The 16,638-nt window shown below is 67.8% G+C and carries 17 protein-coding genes; 12 read left to right on the top strand and 5 right to left on the bottom strand.

The genetic code is table 11. The features are described from left to right. Window positions 1-2: 2 nt before the first annotated feature. The 3 genes from EGM71_RS19925 to EGM71_RS19915 are packed head-to-tail and all read left to right on the top strand — an operon-like array spanning window position 3 to window position 3,453. Window positions 3-1,529: an alpha/beta hydrolase gene (locus EGM71_RS19925; protein ID WP_188486648.1), complete on the top strand. Its 1,527-nt coding sequence runs from the start codon at window positions 3-5 to the stop codon at window positions 1,527-1,529. Next, window positions 1,526-2,272, top strand: a complete 747-nt coding sequence (locus tag EGM71_RS19920) for an ATP-binding cassette domain-containing protein (RefSeq protein WP_135967438.1) — start codon at window positions 1,526-1,528, stop codon at window positions 2,270-2,272. Before EGM71_RS19925 ends, EGM71_RS19920 begins: the two co-directional genes overlap by 4 nt. Next, window positions 2,269-3,453 carry an ABC transporter permease gene (locus tag EGM71_RS19915; RefSeq protein ID WP_188486646.1) on the top strand — a complete coding sequence of 395 codons (1,185 nt, stop codon included), beginning with the start codon at window positions 2,269-2,271 and terminating at the stop codon, window positions 3,451-3,453. The genes EGM71_RS19920 and EGM71_RS19915 overlap by 4 nt, the downstream gene beginning before the upstream one ends. 22 nt (window positions 3,454-3,475) lie before the next feature. Here EGM71_RS19915 and EGM71_RS19910 read toward each other — a convergent pair whose 3' ends face one another. Together EGM71_RS19910 and EGM71_RS19905 are read right to left on the bottom strand one after the other, a co-directional pair. Continuing rightward, window positions 3,476-4,186: a transposase gene (locus EGM71_RS19910; RefSeq protein ID WP_188486644.1), complete on the bottom strand. Its 711-nt coding sequence runs from the start codon at window positions 4,184-4,186 to the stop codon at window positions 3,476-3,478. Window positions 4,187-4,285: 99 nt separating this feature from the next. After that, complete coding sequence (locus EGM71_RS19905; protein WP_188486642.1) at window positions 4,286-5,083, bottom strand: AraC family transcriptional regulator; 798 nt, start codon at window positions 5,081-5,083, stop codon at window positions 4,286-4,288. A 78-nt stretch (window positions 5,084-5,161) separates the two neighbouring features. On the opposite strand from EGM71_RS19905, the gene EGM71_RS19900 reads away from it, so the two are divergent. Continuing rightward, entirely contained in the window at window positions 5,162-5,416 is a 255-nt protein-coding gene (locus EGM71_RS19900; RefSeq protein WP_188486641.1) for a hypothetical protein, read from the top strand. 81 nt (window positions 5,417-5,497) lie between these two features. Here EGM71_RS19900 and EGM71_RS19895 read toward each other — a convergent pair whose 3' ends face one another. Then, window positions 5,498-6,511 (bottom strand): energy transducer TonB, encoded by a 1,014-nt coding sequence (locus EGM71_RS19895; protein ID WP_188486639.1) that lies wholly within the window; start codon window positions 6,509-6,511, stop codon window positions 5,498-5,500. Window positions 6,512-6,711: 200 nt separating this feature from the next. Next, window positions 6,712-7,332, bottom strand: a complete 621-nt coding sequence (locus EGM71_RS19890) for a TIGR00645 family protein (protein WP_135967433.1) — start codon at window positions 7,330-7,332, stop codon at window positions 6,712-6,714. Between the two features lie 112 nt (window positions 7,333-7,444). Between EGM71_RS19890 and EGM71_RS19885 the strand changes: the two genes are divergently transcribed. The 4 genes from EGM71_RS19885 (at window position 7,445) to EGM71_RS19870 (ending at window position 12,930) form a co-directional block, all read left to right on the top strand. After that, on the top strand, window positions 7,445-8,134 hold the full coding sequence (locus EGM71_RS19885; protein WP_188486637.1) for a glutathione binding-like protein: 690 nt from the start codon (window positions 7,445-7,447) through the stop codon (window positions 8,132-8,134). Window positions 8,135-8,296: 162 nt separating this feature from the next. Then, the gene (locus EGM71_RS19880; RefSeq protein ID WP_188486635.1) at window positions 8,297-10,522 is read left to right on the top strand and encodes a S9 family peptidase; all 2,226 of its coding nucleotides are present in this window, start codon (window positions 8,297-8,299) and stop codon (window positions 10,520-10,522) included. Between the two features lie 25 nt (window positions 10,523-10,547). Then, complete coding sequence (locus EGM71_RS19875; RefSeq protein ID WP_188486633.1) at window positions 10,548-11,063, top strand: cytochrome c oxidase assembly factor Coa1 family protein; 516 nt, start codon at window positions 10,548-10,550, stop codon at window positions 11,061-11,063. Between the two features lie 67 nt (window positions 11,064-11,130). Then, window positions 11,131-12,930: a DUF885 domain-containing protein gene (locus EGM71_RS19870; protein WP_188486632.1), complete on the top strand. Its 1,800-nt coding sequence runs from the start codon at window positions 11,131-11,133 to the stop codon at window positions 12,928-12,930. Between the two features lie 341 nt (window positions 12,931-13,271). On the opposite strand, the gene EGM71_RS19865 is transcribed toward EGM71_RS19870, so the two are convergent. Further along, on the bottom strand, window positions 13,272-13,736 hold the full coding sequence (locus tag EGM71_RS19865) for a hypothetical protein (RefSeq protein WP_014038879.1): 465 nt from the start codon (window positions 13,734-13,736) through the stop codon (window positions 13,272-13,274). Between the two features lie 186 nt (window positions 13,737-13,922). On the opposite strand from EGM71_RS19865, the gene EGM71_RS19860 reads away from it, so the two are divergent. From EGM71_RS19860 to EGM71_RS19845, 4 genes are all read left to right on the top strand, one after another. Continuing rightward, a complete protein-coding gene (locus tag EGM71_RS19860) occupies window positions 13,923-14,171 on the top strand; it encodes a hypothetical protein (protein ID WP_005420185.1) in 249 nt (82 codons plus the stop codon). Between the two features lie 123 nt (window positions 14,172-14,294). After that, window positions 14,295-15,212, top strand: coding sequence for a bestrophin family protein (locus EGM71_RS19855; protein WP_188486630.1), 918 nt, complete (start codon window positions 14,295-14,297; stop codon window positions 15,210-15,212). Window positions 15,213-15,231: 19 nt separating this feature from the next. Next, a complete protein-coding gene (hemB, locus tag EGM71_RS19850) occupies window positions 15,232-16,221 on the top strand; it encodes a porphobilinogen synthase (protein ID WP_006400669.1) in 990 nt (329 codons plus the stop codon). 32 nt (window positions 16,222-16,253) lie between these two features. Next, entirely contained in the window at window positions 16,254-16,523 is a 270-nt protein-coding gene (locus tag EGM71_RS19845) for an SHOCT domain-containing protein (RefSeq protein WP_188486628.1), read from the top strand. Window positions 16,524-16,638: the final 115 nt, after the last annotated feature.

Here is a 16,638-nt window from a genome sequence, read left to right as displayed (position 1 = left end):
CGATGCAAAGACACCACCTCGCGCTGGCCGGGATGCTGGCCAGCCTGATGCTTGCCGGGTGCAGCCAGCCGCCGCCGGCCGACGCCGGAAGCGCCAGCGATGCACCCAGCCGCCGTTTCGGCACGATCGACTTCCAGCCCTGCACGCTGTCCACCGAAGGCGCCAGCGCCAACGTGGAGGCGCAGTGCGCCACCCTGCAGGTACCGGAGGACCGGGCCCAGCCCGATGGCCGCCGGATCGGCCTGCGCATTGCCTGGCTGGAATCGGGCAGCAGCGGTGCCAGCCAGCCCGATCCGGTGTTCTTCCTGGCCGGAGGCCCCGGCCAGGCGGCCAGCGAGGTGGCGGTCATCGTCGATACCGCGCTCCGCCAGGTGCGCAAGCAGCGCGACGTGTTCCTGATCGACCAGCGCGGCACCGGCGGCTCCAACCCGCTCAGCTGCCTGGGCGCGGACGGCAAGCCGCTGCAGGTGGACGAGGACGCCGCGTCTTCCGAGGCATCGCTGCGCGACTACGCCCAGCGCTGCGCGGCGTCGCTGCAGGGGCGTGCCGATGCGCGCTTCTACACCACCACCGAGGCCATCGCCGATCTGGATGCGGTGCGTGCGGCGCTCGGTGTGGACCAGCTCAACCTGGTCGGCGGCTCCTACGGCACCCGCGTGGCCCAGCGCTATGCCGGGGCCTACCCGCAGCACACCCGCAGCATCGTCATCGATGGCGTGGTGCCGAACGAGCTGGTGGTCGGCGGTGACTTTGCGACCACGTTCGAGGATGCGATCGCCCTGCAGTCGGCGCAGTGCCGCAAGGATGCCGCGTGCAGCAAGCGTTTCCCGACCGACACCCGCGCGCAGCTGCGCAGCGTGGTCGACACCCTGCGCCGCGCGCCGGTCTCGGTCGAGTATCGCGACCCGGGTACCAACGCGCCGCGGCAGGATGTCCTGACGCCGGACAGCGTGGTCGGCCTGGCCTTCGCCTTCTCCTACGTGCCGCAGTATTCCTCGCTGCTGCCACTGGTGCTGGATGAGGCCGCACACGGTCGCTACGCACCGCTGGCATCGCTGGCGCGGGGCGCGAACCGCAGCATGGATTTCCAGATCAACCGCGGCATGCAGTGGTCGGTGATCTGCAGCGAGGATGCGCCGCGCTACCACGCGCCGGCCGAGGACCCCGAGCGGCTGTTCGGCAACGAAGTCGCCAGTGCTTTCTTCGCCGCCTGCCCGGTGTGGCCGCATCGTCCGGCGCCGGCAACCGATGCCGTGCCGCTGCGCAGCGACGTGCCGGCACTGCTGCTGTCCGGTGAGCTGGACCCGGTGACCCCGCCGCGCTACGCCGCGCAGGTGCTCAAGGGCCTGCCCAATGGCCGTGCGCTGGTCGCCCGTGGCCAGGGCCATGGCACGTTGACCGCCGGCTGCATGCCGCGCCTGCTCGGCCAGTTCATCGACAAGACCGATGCCAAGGCGCTGGATGCCGGCTGCCTGGACACGCTGAGCTACGTGCCGGCGTTCACCTCGTTCAACGGATGGGAACCATGATCGTCGCCGACAACCTGCACAAGGCCTTCGATACCCGCACGGGCCGCATCCAGGCGGTCGCCAACGTCGGCTTCCGCGCCGGGGATGGGCAGATCACCGGCCTGCTCGGCCCCAACGGTGCCGGCAAGACCACCACCATGCGCATGCTCTACACACTGATGACGCCTGACCAGGGCAGCATCACCGTCGATGGCATCGATGCGGCGCGCCATCCGGTGGAGGTGCGTCGCCACCTGGGCGTGCTGCCTGATGCGCGTGGCGTCTACAAGCGCCTGACCGCGCGCGAGAACATCGCCTATTTCGGCGAGCTGCATGGCCTGTCGGCCGAGCGCATCCGCGAACGCATCGAGGTGCTGTCGCACGCGCTGGACATGGGCGACATCCTCGATCGGCAGACCGATGGCTTCTCGCAGGGCCAGCGCACCAAGACCGCAATTGCCCGCGCGCTGGTGCACGACCCGCGCAACGTCATCCTCGACGAACCGACCAACGGCCTGGACGTGATGACCACGCGCGCGCTGCGCCGCTTCCTGCTGGGCCTGCGCGAAGAGGGCCGCTGCGTGATCCTTTCCAGCCACATCATGCAGGAGGTGGGCGCGTTGTGTGACCACATCGTGATCATCGCCAAGGGCACGGTGATGGCCGCCGGCAGCGCCGACGAGCTGCGCGCACAGGCCGGTGAAGCCAATCTTGAGGACGCGTTCGTGAAACTGATCGGCAGCGAAGAGGGCCTGCACGCATGAGCATGATGTCGACCCTGATGACGGTGATGCGCAAGGAACTGCGCGACCTGTCGCGTGACCGCCGCACGCTGCTGCTGACCCTGCTGTTCGGGCCGCTGCTGTACCCGGTGCTGCTGCTGGGCATGGGCAAGCTGGCCGAGAGCCGGGTGCGCACCCAGATCGAAGAGCCGTTGCAGATCCCGACCATCGGCGCGGAGAACGCACCGAACCTGGTGCGCTTCCTCGCCGCACAGGGCCTCAATGCCGCACCGGCACCGAAGGACCTGGCCGAGGCCATCCGTACCCAGGACATCGATGTGGCGCTGCGCATCAGCGATGACTTCGGCAAGGACTGGGCCGATGGCAAGCCGGCACTGGTGGAGGTGATCAAGGACAGCACGCGGCGCGCTGCCGAAGTGCCCGGCGCCCGCCTGGAGGCGGCGCTGGCCACCTACAACGGCCAGGTCGGAGCACTGCGTCTGATGGCGCGCGGCATCGATGCACAGGTGGCACGCCCGCTGGACGTGGCGCGCCAGGACCTGGCCAGTGCCGAGGCCAAGCGCGGCATGATCCTGTCGATGCTGCTGCCGGTACTGCTGACGCTTACCTCGTTCATCGGTGGCGCCTACCTGGTGATGGACGCCACCGCCGGCGAGCGCGAGCGGCAGTCGCTGGAGCCACTGCTGGCCACGCCGGGCTCGCGCAGCGCGATCGTCAGCGGCAAGATCGCCGCCGCCTGCGTGGTCGGTTTCGTGTCGCTGCTGCTGACGCTGGTCGCGTTCAAGGTGAGCGCGCAGATCGCGCCCGGCAACATCGGTCGCCAGTTCAACATGAACGTCGGCTCGATGCTGCAGATGCTGCTGGTGATGTTGCCGATGCTGCTGATCGGCACCTCGCTGCTGACCTTCCTGTCGGCCGCGGCCAAGAGCATGAAGGAAGCGCAGAGCCACATGACCTGGCTGATGCTGCTGCCGATGCTGCCCGGCTACGCACTGGTGGCCTATCCGCTGAAGAGCGAGATGTGGCAGTACGCCGTGCCGTTCCTGTCGCAGAACCAGATGCTGCTGAAGGTGATCCGCCACGAGACCATCACCCCGACGGTCTGGGCGATCTACCTGGGCGCCAGCCTCGGCCTGGCCGCGGTGCTGTGGTTCGCCGCCGTTCGCCGTTACCACAACGAGCGCCTGGCGATCTCCGGCTGACCCAAAAAGGGGACGGAGGGGATTAAGTCGTTTCTGCCTCTCCCGTCCCCTGCTTGCGCGGGCGCCCTCGTCTGCGTATCACCACGGGGCATCCCAGCGTCTGTTCCACCATCCGCAGGAATGCAGCGTCCCCCATTGGGCGTTGCCTGGCACTGTGGTTGCGGATCGCAGGTACATCGGCGGATGCATTCACGTCGCGCAGGAACTCGGCATACAACGTTGCCCTTTTCCGGGCAGTCGCTGCCAGCGCTTTGAACGCAGGATGCGGTGTCAGCATCGGATCATCGCGTCGTTGAAGGTTGCCGTGCACGCTGGACCATGGATGATCTTCGGCGCTGACCGCAATCCCGGCACGAACGGGATTGCGTTCGATGTAGCGGTACACACTGAGAAGATAAGCATCGCTGTCGATCATCGAGGAATGGAAGCGGCCCTGCCACAGCGGCCCACTGCGTCCGTGCCGCTGGTTGAAGGCCTGCACGTAGTTGTTGCCCTGCATGCGCATTGCGCCCGCTAGTCCCTGCTGTGTGGAGGGCGTGGCGAGCAGGTGGATGTGGTTGCCCATCAGGACATAGGCATGCAACGCGACGTGGTGCTTGAGGAAAGCACCGTGCAACAGATGCAGGAACAGTTGGCGGTCGATGTCGTCGACGAAGATCGCACCCTTGTTCACACCGCGCTGGACCACGTGATAGGCCTGGCCTGCCAGCATCAGGCGCGCTTGTCGGGGCATGGGATTCGAAGACTGAAGGGGTTTCCAGCCTGTCATCGCGGCCGCGGAGCAGGACATCAGGCAACGCCGCGAAGCCGTGTCGGATGAGTCGAAAGCGACTTAATCCCCTCCGTCCCCTTTTGCGTACCGCGCGGGCGTCACCCCCATCTCACGCTTGAATACGGTGATGAAGGCACTCGGCGTGTCGTAGCCCATCGACAGCGCGACGCTGATCACCGGCTCGCCGGACAGCAGACGGGGCAGCGCCAGCAGCACGCGCAGGCGTTGCCGCCACTGGCTCAGCGTCATGTGGGTTTCGGCCTGCCAACGGCGGGCGAGACTGCGGCTGGACAGCCCGCTGGCGGCCGCCCACGCCTCGATGCTGCGCAGGTCGTCCGGCGAACGCGCCAGCACCGAAGCGATCTTCTGCAACCGCCGATCCTGCGGTTGTGGCAGGGCAAGCGGCAGGGGCGTGCTGGCGGTGATCTCATCGGCGATCACGCCGGCCAGGCGTGCCTGCGCGGCGTCCAGTGCCTGGTGTGGCCAGTGCAGCGCACGCGTCATCGCGGCCTGCAACAGCGCGTTGGGCTGGAAAATACGCGGTTGGGCGGGAAGATCCAGGCAGGCCTCGGCGCAGAAGTACAGGCTCCAGCCATCGAACCCTTCCGCCCCCACCAGTGCGTGGGGCAGCAAGGGCGGAATCCAGGCAACATGCCCCGCCGGCAGCAGCCAGTGCAGGTCGCCGGCCGCGATCCGCAGCATGCCGTGGTGGGCACCCAGCAACTGGCCGCGCACGTGCTGGTGGCGCGCGGTGCGGCGCCGTCCGGGCACCCGCAGCTGGGAGGCCATGACGAGGGGACCGCCTTCGGCGTTCGCCAAAGCGGGGTCAATCAACGCAGGTGATGTCTGATCTGCCATATCCAATGGCAGTTATACGGCAGAAGTGCCGCTGGCTGGGCGGCACACTGGGCTCCCGATCCCACAGGAGCATCACCCATGCAGCCACAGGACATTCTTCCCGACCACCAGAACGACGTGCAGGTGAACGGCGTCACCGTGCGCAAGGGCAGCGTCGGTGCCTTCCTTGCCAGCGTCCGCGACTGGCGGGACCCGGCCAGTGATTCCGCCCTCCGCGCCACCGCCGAAGCCGACCTGCGTGCGCTGCTGCCGGGCCTGCATGCGCTGGGCCTGTTCCAGGTGCTGGCCGCACGCGATCCGGCACTGCAGCGCCTGATCGACAGTCTCTCCTGAAACGAGTACGGCCCGGACATGCCGGGCCGTGTCGTCATTGCGGGTCGGAAACGACTTAATCCCCTCCGTCCCCTTTTGCGGTCAGGTGCCGCCCGGGGCGAATACGAGGGTGCGGCGGGTGGTGACCGGTGCGCTGACCGGCTCGAAGCGCCAGCGCTTGACGGCGTTCATTGCTTCGCGATCGAAGACGCGCGACGGCGTTGCGCGCAGCACGCGGGCGTTGATCACCGAGCCATCGGTGCCGACGGTGATTTCCACCAGCACTTCGCCGGAGGTGCCCGCACGCAGTGCCTCGGACGGATAGCGGGGTGCCGGGGTGCTGACCGGGCGCAGGTTCGGGGCCGCAGCGGCCGCCGGAGCCGCGGCCTGGCGCGCGGCGCTGGCCTGCTGGGCGGCGGCCTGCTGCTGCTTCTGCTCGGCTTCGCGGCGGGCGGCGGCCTGGCGCTCGGCTTCCTGGCGTTCATTGTCGCGACGGGCGGCATCCTGCTGCGCGGCGATCTGCTTGGCCGCGTCGGCTTCCTTGGCGCGCTGCTCGGCCAGGCGCTGCTGTTCGGTCTGCTGCTTGCTGCGGTCGTCGGCGTCCTTCTTCGCCTTCTCGGCTTCGGCCTCGGTGCGCTTGGCAGCGTTCTGCACGCCCTTGGCGAGGCCTTCCTTCAGGCGCGGTAGCGCCGGTGCGGACGCATCCACCTTCTCGATCAGCGCCACCAGGCGCTGCGCTTCGGTGTAGTCCTCGCGACCCAGGTGCTGTTCGGCGGCGATCAGGGTGTAGGGCAGCAGGTCGGTCAGCGCGCTCTTCACCGAGGCGTCGTCCGGGGTCTTGTCGCGCAGGGCGAGGTAGTACTCGATGGCGTTGTCGCCGGCCGGCGCGTACATGCGGTTCTCGCGCAGCGCCTGGCTGGCCGACTCACGCAGCTGCTCGGTGCCCATCGACTGCACCTTGGCAGCGACCACCGGTGCGGCCGGTGCAGCGGCGCTGGGTGCGGCGGCCGGGGCCGGTGCTGCGGTTTCTTCCTTGCCCGAGCAGGCGGCCAGTGCCAGTGCCAGGGCAACCGGCAGCCACCGGCGCGCGGCGGTGATCGTTGAGACGTGCGACATCCTGCTCCCCTCTAGAAGACGACGTGACGTAAATCATTGATGTGCATGGCCGGGACCTGCGGTCCGGGCGCGGCAGGGTGACGTTTCCCGACGCCACCGCCGGCAACGGCGAGGGTGCAATCTAGCATCCCGGCCACCGCCGCGTACAAGGGGCGGTGGCCGGAACGGGCAACGGCGTCATGCCGCTGCTGGCAACGACCTCAGTGGTCTTGCGCTTTGTCGTGGTGCTTGCTGTGGCCGTTGGACATCAGCTTGTCGGTCCAGGCGATGCCGATCGCCGACAGGATGAACACGCAGTGGATGATGGTCTGCCACAGCACGCCGTCCGGGGTCAGCATCGAGCAGCGGGCGACACCGATGTTGGCGGCGGCCACAGTCATCTGCTCCGGCGTGCACAGCGGGATGCCATTCAGCGCGCCACTGGCGATGAAGGTCTTCAGCAGGTGGATCGAGGAAATGCCGATGATCGCCATCGCCAGCTTCACCTTCAGCACGCTGGCGTTGACGTGGCTCAGCCACTCCGGCTGGTCCGGGTGGCCTTCCAGGCGCAGGCGCGAGACGAAGGTCTCATAGCCGCCGACGATCACCATCACCAGCAGGTTGGAGATCATCACCACGTCGATCAGGCCCAGCACGATCAGCATGATCTGCTGTTCACCCATCGAGGCGGAATGCGAGATCAGGTGCCACAGTTCCTTGCCGAACAGGAACACGTAGACGCACTGCGCCACGATCAGGCCCAGGTACAGCGGCAGCTGCAGCCAGCGCGAGGCGAAGATCAGCGTGGACAACGGGGAGAGCGGCGGGCGGTTTGCACTCATGCGGGGGATGCTGCGTTTCGGGGGAGAGGCGAGGTTACCGGCCCGCCATGACGGTGCCAACCCAACTCACGCACTAGACTTCAGGTTCCTTTCCGCACCCCGAGCCGACGCCATGATCGACCTGTATTACTGGCCCACCCCGAACGGCCACAAAGTGACCCTGTTGCTGGAAGAAGCCGGCCTGGAATACCGCATCCACCCGGTCAACATCGGCTCGGGCGACCAGTTCAAGCCGGAATTCCTGGCCATTTCGCCCAACAACAAGATGCCGGCCATCGTCGACCAGGCCCCGGCCGATGGCGGCGCCCCGCAGAGCGTGTTCGAGTCCGGTGCGATCCTGCTGTACCTGGCCGAGAAGACCGGCCGCTTCCTGCCCAGCGACCCGCGCGGCCGCGTGACCACCCTGGAATGGCTGTTCTGGCAGATGGCGGGCCTGGGCCCGATGAGCGGCCAGATGGGGCATTTCAATGTGTATGCGCCGGAAAAGATCCCCTACGCGGTCGAGCGCTATGACAACGAAGTGCGCCGCCTGCACGGCGTGATGGACAAGCGCCTGGCCGAGCATGCCTTCCTGGCCGGCGACGAGTACACCATCGCCGACATGGCCAGCTACCCGTGGATCGGCGCCTACGACAAGCTGCCGGTGGACTTCGCCGCCTTCCCGAACCTCAAGCGCTGGCACGAGGCCATCGCCGCGCGCCCGGCCACCCAGCGCGCCTATGCCCTGCGCCAGCAGGTGAACCCGAACGCCGGCAAGCCGCTCAGCGACGAGGAGCGCAAGCACCTGTTCGGCCAGCGTTGACCCGCCGCGGGGTCGGATCCCTTTGTTGCACAAAGGGCTCTGACCCCAGCACCGCAGCATGGGCAGAAGGTCATGCTGCCTTCCTGCACGGGCTTGGTTAGGATGGGGGACAACCGCCCGGCGCCCGCCGCAGGGCGGACCTGCCGTTTGCCGGGATCCTCCATGCGCCACCTGTTCGCTTCGCTCGCCCTCATGCTCGCCACCAGCACCGCCGCCCACGCCGAAAAGCTGACCCTGGAAGCCATCACCGGCCCGCTGCCGCTGTCCGGCCCGACCCTGATGAAGCCGAAGGTGGCGCCGGACGGTTCGCAGGTCAGTTTCCTGCGCGGCAAGGACAGCGACCGCAACCAGCTGGATCTGTGGACCTACGACATCGGCAGCGGCCAGACCCGCCTGCTGGTCGATTCCAAGGTGGTGCTGCCCGGCACCGAAACCCTCAGCGATGAGGAAAAGGCCCGCCGCGAGCGCCAGCGCATTGCCGCGATGACCGGCATCGTCGATTACCAGTGGTCGCCGGACGCGCAGCGCCTGCTGTTCCCGTTGGGCGGCGAACTCTACCTGTACGACCTCAAGCAGCAGGGGGCGGCGGCCGTGCACCAGCTGACCCACGGTGAAGGCTTCGCCACCGACGCCAAGCTGTCGCCCAAGGGCGGCTTCGTCAGCTTCATCCGCGGCCGCAACCTGTGGGTGATCGAGCTGGCCAGTGGCAGGCAGCTGCAGCTGACCCGCGACGGCAGCACCACCATCGGCAACGGCGTCGCCGAGTTCGTCGCCGATGAAGAGATGGACCGTCATACCGGCTACTGGTGGGCACCGGATGATTCGGCCATCGCCTTCGCCCGCATCGACGAGGCACCGGTGCCGGTGCAGAAGCGCTACGAGGTCTATGCCGACCGCACCGATGTGATCGAGCAGCGTTACCCGGCCGCCGGCGACGCCAACGTGCGCGTGCAGCTGGGCGTGATCGCACCGGCCGCCGACGCGCAGCCGCGCTGGGTCGATCTGGGCAAGGAACAGGACATCTACCTGGCCCGCGTCGATTGGCGCGATGCGCAGCACCTGAGCTTCCAGCGCCAGTCGCGCGACCAGAAGCAGCTGGACCTGGTGGAAGTGGCGCTCGATTCCAACCGCCAGCGCGTGCTCGCCCACGAGACCAGCCCGACCTGGGTGCCGCTGCACAACAGCCTGCGCTTCCTCGACGACGGCAGCGTGCTGTGGTCGTCCGAACGCACTGGCTTCCAGCACCTGTACCGCATCGACAGCAAGGGCAAGGCCACCGCGCTGACCCACGGCAACTGGCCGGTGGACGAACTGCTGGCGGTCGATGAGAAGGCTGGCAAGGCCTACTTCCGTGCCGGCATCGAGAGCTCGCGCGAAAGCCAGATCTACGCGGTGTCGCTGCAGGGTGGAGAGCCGCAGCGCCTGTCCAGGGCGCCGGGCATGCACAGCGCCACGTTCGCCCGCAATGCCAGCGTCTACGTCGACAGCTGGTCCAACAGCACCACGCCGCCGCAGATTGAACTGTTCCGCGCCAACGGCGAGAAGATCGCTACGCTGGTGGAGAACGACCTGGCCGATCCCAAGCACCCGTATGCGCGCTACCGCGATGCGCAGCGTCCGGTCGAGTTCGGCACGTTGATGGCTGCCGATGGCAAGACCCCGCTGAACTACAGCCTGATCAAGCCGGCCGGCTTCGATCCGTCCAAGCGCTACCCGGTGGCGGTGTACGTCTACGGTGGCCCGGCCAGCCAGACCGTCACCGACAGCTGGCCCGGCCGTGGCGACCACCTGTTCAACCAGTACCTGGCCCAGCAGGGCTACGTGGTGTTCTCGCTGGACAACCGTGGCACCCCGCGCCGCGGCCGCGACTTCGGTGGCGCGTTGTATGGCAAGCAGGGCACGGTGGAAGTGACCGACCAGCTGCGCGGCGTGACCTGGCTGAAGCAGCAATCGTGGGTGGACCCGGCGCGCATCGGCGTGCAGGGCTGGTCCAACGGCGGCTACATGACCCTGATGCTGCTGGCCAAGGCGTCGAACCAGTACGCCTGCGGCGTGGCCGGCGCACCGGTCACCGATTGGGGCCTGTACGACAGCCATTACACCGAGCGCTACATGGATCTGCCGGCGCGCAACGACGCCGGCTACCGTGAAGCGCGCGTGCTGACCCACATCGATGGCCTGCGTTCGCCGCTGCTGCTGATCCATGGCATGGCCGACGACAACGTGCTGTTCACCAATTCGACCAGCCTGATGAGCGCGTTGCAGAAGCGCGGCCAGCCGTTCGAACTGATGACCTATCCGGGTGCCAAGCATGGCCTGTCCGGCGCCGATGCCCTGCATCGCTACCGTGTGGCCGAAGCCTTCCTGGGACGCTGCCTGAAGCCTTGATGCACCAACGGGAAGGAGCCCGCCGATGACCCTGCCACCGCCGATTCCCACCCATGGCCCGAAGCCTGCCGGTTGGTGGTGCCGTCACTGGCGCTGGGCGATGCCGCTGGCCGTGCTGCTGGTACTGGCCGGTGCCGGTGGCGTGGTGGCCTGGAGCGTGCTGCGCTGGAGCGAGGCGGCACGCGAGAGCCCGCCGATGCGCGAGGCGATGCGTCGCGCCGGATGCAGCATCGAACTGGTGGAAGCCTTCGGCGAACCGCTGCGTACCGAATCGATGCCGCTGGGCAGCATGCAGACCGCGATCAACGGCCAGCGCGATGTCGGCCTGACCGTGGCCCTGGAAGGACCGCATGCGCACGGCCGGCTGTTCGTGAAGGGCACCCGCAGCGACGACGTGTGGGACTACCCGGTGATGTACGTGCTGGGCGAGAACAAGCAGACCTTCGACCTGACCGCGCTGGATGACGATGAGGCCGCGCAGGAATGCGAGCTGCAGGCCTGCCGCGAACGTGGCGAATGCCCGCTGACCGCGGCGTTGTGACCTCCGGCCGATTGTCGCCACCGCGCTGAGCGCGTAGGGTGCGGGCAACCCTGTCCTGGAGTGCACCATGAAGCCGATCGCGTTGGCCGTTGCCCTGGCCCTGACCGCTGCCCCGTTGCTGTCCGCACCGCCGGCGCTGGCTGCACCTGCCGCCAAGTCCGCTACTCCTGCCAGCCCGGCCTGGGTGGCCCGCAGCAATGCACTGGCGCAGATCCTGCTTGATGCGCAGGGCCCGTTCCAGCCGGAAGAAACCGGCTTCTTCGGCGTGCCCGGCTACGACGACAAGGTGGCCGACCTCGGCCCGGACAACGGCAAGCGCTACCGCGCCGCGATGGCCAAGGCCCGCGACGAACTGAAGGCGAAGCTGGCCACCGAAAGGGATCCCAATGTCCGCCAGGACCTGGAGATCATGATCCACGCCGCCAACCAGAACATCGAAGGCAGCGAGCTCAACGAGAAGTACCTGCTGCCGTGGAGTGACGCGCCGCAGACGGTGTTCAGTGGCCTCAACCTGCTGCTGTCCGACCAGGTGCCGGCCGAGCGCCGGGCCAAGGCACTCGACCGCCTCAAGGCTTACGCCGGCCTGCAGCCGGGCGGCACCGCGTTCACCACGCTGGCCCGCCAGCGCTACGAAGAGCGCTTGAAGGACGGCAGCCGGCTGCAGCCGACGAAGATCGAAGTGCAGCAGTCGCTGGACAACGTCGAGACCTACATCACCGGCATCGAGTCGCTGCTGAAGAAGTACCAGATCGCCGGCGCCGATGAAGCGATGAAGGCTCTGGCCGGGCAGATGAAGGACTACGCCAGCTGGACGCGCACGACCGTGCTGCCGAAGGCGCGTGCCGACGCGCGCCTGCCGGCACCGTTGTACGCCTACCAGCTCAAGCAGGTCGGTATCGATATCGACCCGAAGCTGCTGATGCAGCGCGCGCAGCTGGAGTTCATGGAAACCCGTTCGGCGATGCAGCAACTGGCGCCGCTGGTGGCGAAGGACAAGGGCCTGAAGGTGGCCGACCCGAGCGACCCGGTGGCGGTGATCCGTGCGCTGAAGGCCGACAAGATCGCCGACGACCATCTGGAAGGCCACTACCGCAAGGTGATCGACGCGATCGATCCGCTGATCCGCGAGCATGCCATCGTCGACGTGCCCAAGCGCGCCATGCAGATGCGCCTGGGTTCGGCGGCCGAGAGCGCGGCCAGCCCGGCCCCGCATTTCCTGCCGGCACCGCTGGTCAACAACACCGGGCAGCAGGGCACCTTCGTGCTGCCGCTGGGCAACCCGGCGGCGGGCCCAGGCGCACAGTACGACGATTTCAACTTCGGTGCGGCGGCGTGGACGCTGAGCGCGCATGAAGGCCGCCCCGGTCACGAGCTGCAGTTCACCGCCATGGTCGAGCGCGGCGTGTCGCTGGCACGCACCATGTTCGCGTTCAATTCGGTGAACGTGGAAGGCTGGGCGCTGTATGCCGAAGCCGAGATGGTGCCGTACGAGCCGCTGGACGGGCAGATGATCGCCCTGCAGTTCCGCCTGCTGCGCGCCGCACGCGCGATGCTCGACCCGATGCTCAACCTCGGCCTGACCGACCGTGCCAACGGCGAGCGAGTGCTGATGGAGCAGGTCGGCCTGTCCAAGGCGATGGCCACCCAGGAACTGGACCGCTACATGGTGCGCATGCCGGGCCAGGCCGGCAGCTACTTCTACGGCTACACCCGCATCCTGGAACTGCGCATGCAGACCGAGCTGGCACTGGGTGCGAAGTTTGATCGCCTGGCGTTCAACAACTTCCTGCTCGACCAGGGCCTGCTGCCGCCGGACCAGCTGGCCGATGCGGTGAACAAGGTGTTCGTGCCGAAGTACAAGCGCTGAGCATCATCGGGTAGTGCCGGCCGCTGGCCGGCAATCGCCGTTGGTAGATGCCGACCCTGGTCGGCGCCGCGGGTTTCGTGCCAACCAAGGTTGGCACCTACCAGAACGATGCGTCGGTTGTTGCAGGGGTAGTGCCGGCCGCTGGCCGGCAATCGCCGTTGGTAGATGCCGACCTTGGTCGGCGCCGCGGGTTTCGTGCCAACCAAGGTTGGCACCTACCAGAACGATGCGTCGGTTGTTGCAGGGGTAGTGCCGGCCGCTGGCCGGCATTCCCTTGGCGCAGGAAGCATTCCTGAGGTTGCCGGCCAGCGGCCGGCACTACCGGCGTTGACCCGGGAGGGTCAACGCTGCGGCTGCGGCGTGATCACCTGCGTCGGCAGCCGTGCCGGGGGTGCCGGGTTCGGTACCCAGATCGCGACGCCGGCGGCGCGCTTCTGCGTGGTCGGAATACCAATGCCGACGCCACCGCCCACATGCGAGCCGAACGTGCCGGCGCCCACCGACATGCCGACCGGCGAGCCGCTGCTGCCCACGCCCATCAGCACCACGCCATTGGCGCCCAGTGCCGCTGCCTCACGCTTCAGGCGTGCCACTGCCGCATCGGTCTGGCCCTGCGTGCCGAAGCCCACGGCAGACGCCGATTCCAGCTGGGCGATTTCCTGGGAGCCGGCCGGCGGCGTCGAATAGATCTGCACCAGTGCCGGATCGATCGGCGCGCGGGCGCGCCCCAGCATGACCTTGGAAGTGCTGGCACAGCCGGCGGCGACCAGCAGGATGGCCGCCAACGCGGCCCAACGGATGTTCATGGCACGACCCCTGTAGGACTGGTTGCGATCATCGGCGGGCCACTCTGAATCGGCGCCAACACCCGGCCCAGAGCACGCACGGCAGCACGCTAGCACGCTGCCGGTGACAGCCCCGCCAACGGCAGTAGGCGGCGACCGCGGGAACGACTATGGTGGACAGACAGGAACCAACTGCGGGAGAGCGGAATGGGTGTGATCAGTCTGTTGTGGGGCGTACTGGCGCTGTTGTGGATGATCCTGGCGCTGATTCCGCTGCTGGGCTGGGGCAACTGGTTCCTGATCCCGTTCGCCGCCGTGGGCGCGGTGATCGCCGCGCTGGGCATCCTGTTCACCCACCCGACCAAGCGTGGCCGGGCCTGGGCCGGGCTGGTGCTGAACGGCATCGTGGTGGTGGTCGGCATCCTGCGCCTGGGCCTGGGTGGCGGCGTGATCTGAGCCGCGTCGCCGGGTGCGACAGGGCGTCGCAGGTACACGGCCGCGGGCCGGGCAGGGGCGTACAATGAACGGCTGCGCGAGCCCCCCGCGTGCCTGTGAATCCGCGCCCGGCGCGGCTGCCCCATGATCATCCGACCCCGTCCCCACGGCTGGCAACTGCTGTACATCCTGCGCGGCTCGATCGTCAAAGCGATCGCGCCCAAGGTGCTGGCCATCCTGATCCTGTCCATCGCGGTGGCCGCGGTGGTGGAACTGGCGCCGCCGACCGGCATCGAACGCGTGTCGGTCACGCCGTTCACCCTGCTTGGCCTGGTCCTGTCGATCTTCCTCAGCTTCCGCAACAGCGCCTGCTATGACCGCTGGTGGGAAGGCCGCAAGCTGTGGGGCCAGCTGGTCTATGAATCGCGTTCGCTGGCGCGCCAGGTCAACCTGCTGCTGGCCGATGACGCCGGTCGCCGCCGCCGCATCGCCTACCTCACCACCGCGTTCGCCCATGCCCTGGCCGGGCGCCTGCGCGGGCGCATCGTGGCGTTGATGGCCCTGCCGTGGCTGGACAAGCGCCAGCGCGAACAACTCGGGCAGCGCGAGAACGTACCCGACGCGCTGCTCTCGATGATCGCTGCCGAGCTGGCCCAGGCGCTGCGCGCCGGCGAACTCGATCCGATCCTCTACACCCAGCTGGAGGAGCGCCTGCACGCGATGTCGTCGATCCAGGCCGGCTGCGAGCGCATCCTCACCACGCCGCTGCCGTTCGCCTACACCCTGCTGCTGCATCGCTGCGCGTGGATGTTCTGCGTGCTGCTGCCGTTTGGCCTGGCCAGTTCGCTGGGCTGGGGCACGCCGGTGCTGTCGGCGGTGCTGGCCTACGCCTTCTTCGGCCTGGATCAGCTGGGCGAAGAAATGGAAGACCCGTTCGGCCTGGAGCCGAACGACCTGCCGCTGGACGCGCTGGTGCGCACGATCGAGATCGACCAGCTCGACGCGCTCGGCGAACGCCCATTGCCCGAACCCCTGCTGCCGCAGGGTTACCTGTTGCAATAGCCACTCCTCGGAGCCTGCCATGTCCCATCCGCTTTACCGCCCGCGCCGCATGCGCCACGACGAGTTCTCGCGCCGCCTGATGCGCGAGAACACGCTGACCACCGACGACCTGATCTACCCGGTGTTCGTGCACGAACTGGCTGGCCGCACCGCAGTGCCGTCGATGCCGGGCGTGGAGCGGCTGTCGATCGAAGAGTTGCTGAAGGTGGCCGAAGAGGCGCTGGAGCTGGGCATTCCGGTGATCGACCTGTTCCCGGTGATCGACCCGTCGCTGAAGTCGCTGGATGCATCGGCGGCGTGGGCCGAGGACGGCCTGGCGCAGCGCGCGATCCGCGCGCTGAAGTCGCGCTTCCCGGAACTGGGGGTGATGACCGACGTGGCGCTGGACCCGTACACCACCCACGGCCAGGACGGCATCATCGACGACAAGGGCTATGTGCTGAACGACATCACTGTCGAGGCGCTGGTCAAGCAGTCGGTGTCGCACGCCGAGGCCGGTGTGGACATCGTCTCGCCGTCGGACATGATGGACGGCCGCATCGGCGCGATCCGCCGTGCGCTGGATGCCGACAACCACATCAACGTGCGCATCATGGCCTACTCGGCCAAGTACGCTTCGGCGTTCTATGGTCCGTTCCGTGATGCGGTGGGCAGCGCGGCCAGCCTCGGCAAGGCCGACAAGAAGACCTACCAGATGGACCCGGCCAACGGCGACGAGGCCCTGCGCGAGATCGCGCTGGACCTGGAAGAGGGCGCCGACATGGTGATGGTCAAGCCGGGCATGCCGTACCTGGACCTGGTGCGCCGGGTGAAGGAGACGTTCGGCGTGCCGACCTTCGCTTACCAGGTCAGTGGCGAGTACGCGATGATGAAGGCCGCCTTCGCCAATGGCTGGCTGGACGAACGCGCCTGCGTGCTGGAGTCGCTGCTGGGCTTCAAGCGTGCCGGTGCCGACGGTGTGCTGACCTATTTCGCGCCGCAGGTGGCGCGATGGCTGCGCGAGCGCTGACAATAGCGCCACGATAGACGGAGGAATACGCGATGGGACCCGAACTGGGATGGATGCAATGGTTGATCTGGGGCATCGGTACGCTGGTGTTCGGCGCCATCATCGTCGGTGTCTTCATCGCCGCCTGGCGGGCCGGCAAGCGCCCGCCGGAGCAGCTCTCCGCTGCTCGCCACGTGGCCCGTGAGCAGGCCCTGCCGGACAACGTGCAGGCCGAGCTGGCCGCGTTGAACCAGCGCAAGGACAACGGCCAGCTGAGCGAAGTGGAGTACGAGCAGTTGCGCGCCAAGGTGTTGTCGCGCTGACGGGCAATGCCCGGGGTCGGATCCCTTTCCGCAGGAAGGGGCTCTGACCCCTTCGCGGGCGCCATCCACGCATGGCGTGGATCTACTGGTAGCCGCCAACCTTGGTTGGCGCTTT

This window comes from Stenotrophomonas maltophilia, from assembly GCF_006970445.1.
Taxonomy (GTDB): Bacteria; Pseudomonadota; Gammaproteobacteria; order Xanthomonadales; family Xanthomonadaceae; genus Stenotrophomonas; species Stenotrophomonas maltophilia_AU.
Note: the sequence above shows the minus strand (reverse complement) of the source record. Positions and strands in the feature narration are given on the sequence as shown.

What these genes read in the sequence shown, in the direction of transcription:
- EGM71_RS19925 (WP_188486648.1), top strand. Translation starts at nt 3, where the DNA reads ATGCAAAGACACCACCTCGCGCTGGCCGGGATGCTGGCCAGCCTGATG.
- EGM71_RS19920 (WP_135967438.1), top strand. Translation starts at nt 1,526, where the DNA reads ATGATCGTCGCCGACAACCTGCACAAGGCCTTCGATACCCGCACGGGC.
- EGM71_RS19915 (WP_188486646.1), top strand. Translation starts at nt 2,269, where the DNA reads ATGAGCATGATGTCGACCCTGATGACGGTGATGCGCAAGGAACTGCGC.
- EGM71_RS19910 (WP_188486644.1), bottom strand. Translation starts at nt 4,186, where the DNA reads ATGCCCCGACAAGCGCGCCTGATGCTGGCAGGCCAGGCCTATCACGTG.
- EGM71_RS19905 (WP_188486642.1), bottom strand. Translation starts at nt 5,083, where the DNA reads ATGGCAGATCAGACATCACCTGCGTTGATTGACCCCGCTTTGGCGAAC.
- EGM71_RS19900 (WP_188486641.1), top strand. Translation starts at nt 5,162, where the DNA reads ATGCAGCCACAGGACATTCTTCCCGACCACCAGAACGACGTGCAGGTG.
- EGM71_RS19895 (WP_188486639.1), bottom strand. Translation starts at nt 6,511, where the DNA reads ATGTCGCACGTCTCAACGATCACCGCCGCGCGCCGGTGGCTGCCGGTT.
- EGM71_RS19890 (WP_135967433.1), bottom strand. Translation starts at nt 7,332, where the DNA reads ATGAGTGCAAACCGCCCGCCGCTCTCCCCGTTGTCCACGCTGATCTTC.
- EGM71_RS19885 (WP_188486637.1), top strand. Translation starts at nt 7,445, where the DNA reads ATGATCGACCTGTATTACTGGCCCACCCCGAACGGCCACAAAGTGACC.
- EGM71_RS19880 (WP_188486635.1), top strand. Translation starts at nt 8,297, where the DNA reads ATGCGCCACCTGTTCGCTTCGCTCGCCCTCATGCTCGCCACCAGCACC.
- EGM71_RS19875 (WP_188486633.1), top strand. Translation starts at nt 10,548, where the DNA reads ATGACCCTGCCACCGCCGATTCCCACCCATGGCCCGAAGCCTGCCGGT.
- EGM71_RS19870 (WP_188486632.1), top strand. Translation starts at nt 11,131, where the DNA reads ATGAAGCCGATCGCGTTGGCCGTTGCCCTGGCCCTGACCGCTGCCCCG.
- EGM71_RS19865 (WP_014038879.1), bottom strand. Translation starts at nt 13,736, where the DNA reads ATGAACATCCGTTGGGCCGCGTTGGCGGCCATCCTGCTGGTCGCCGCC.
- EGM71_RS19860 (WP_005420185.1), top strand. Translation starts at nt 13,923, where the DNA reads ATGGGTGTGATCAGTCTGTTGTGGGGCGTACTGGCGCTGTTGTGGATG.
- EGM71_RS19855 (WP_188486630.1), top strand. Translation starts at nt 14,295, where the DNA reads ATGATCATCCGACCCCGTCCCCACGGCTGGCAACTGCTGTACATCCTG.
- hemB (WP_006400669.1), top strand. Translation starts at nt 15,232, where the DNA reads ATGTCCCATCCGCTTTACCGCCCGCGCCGCATGCGCCACGACGAGTTC.
- EGM71_RS19845 (WP_188486628.1), top strand. Translation starts at nt 16,254, where the DNA reads ATGGGACCCGAACTGGGATGGATGCAATGGTTGATCTGGGGCATCGGT.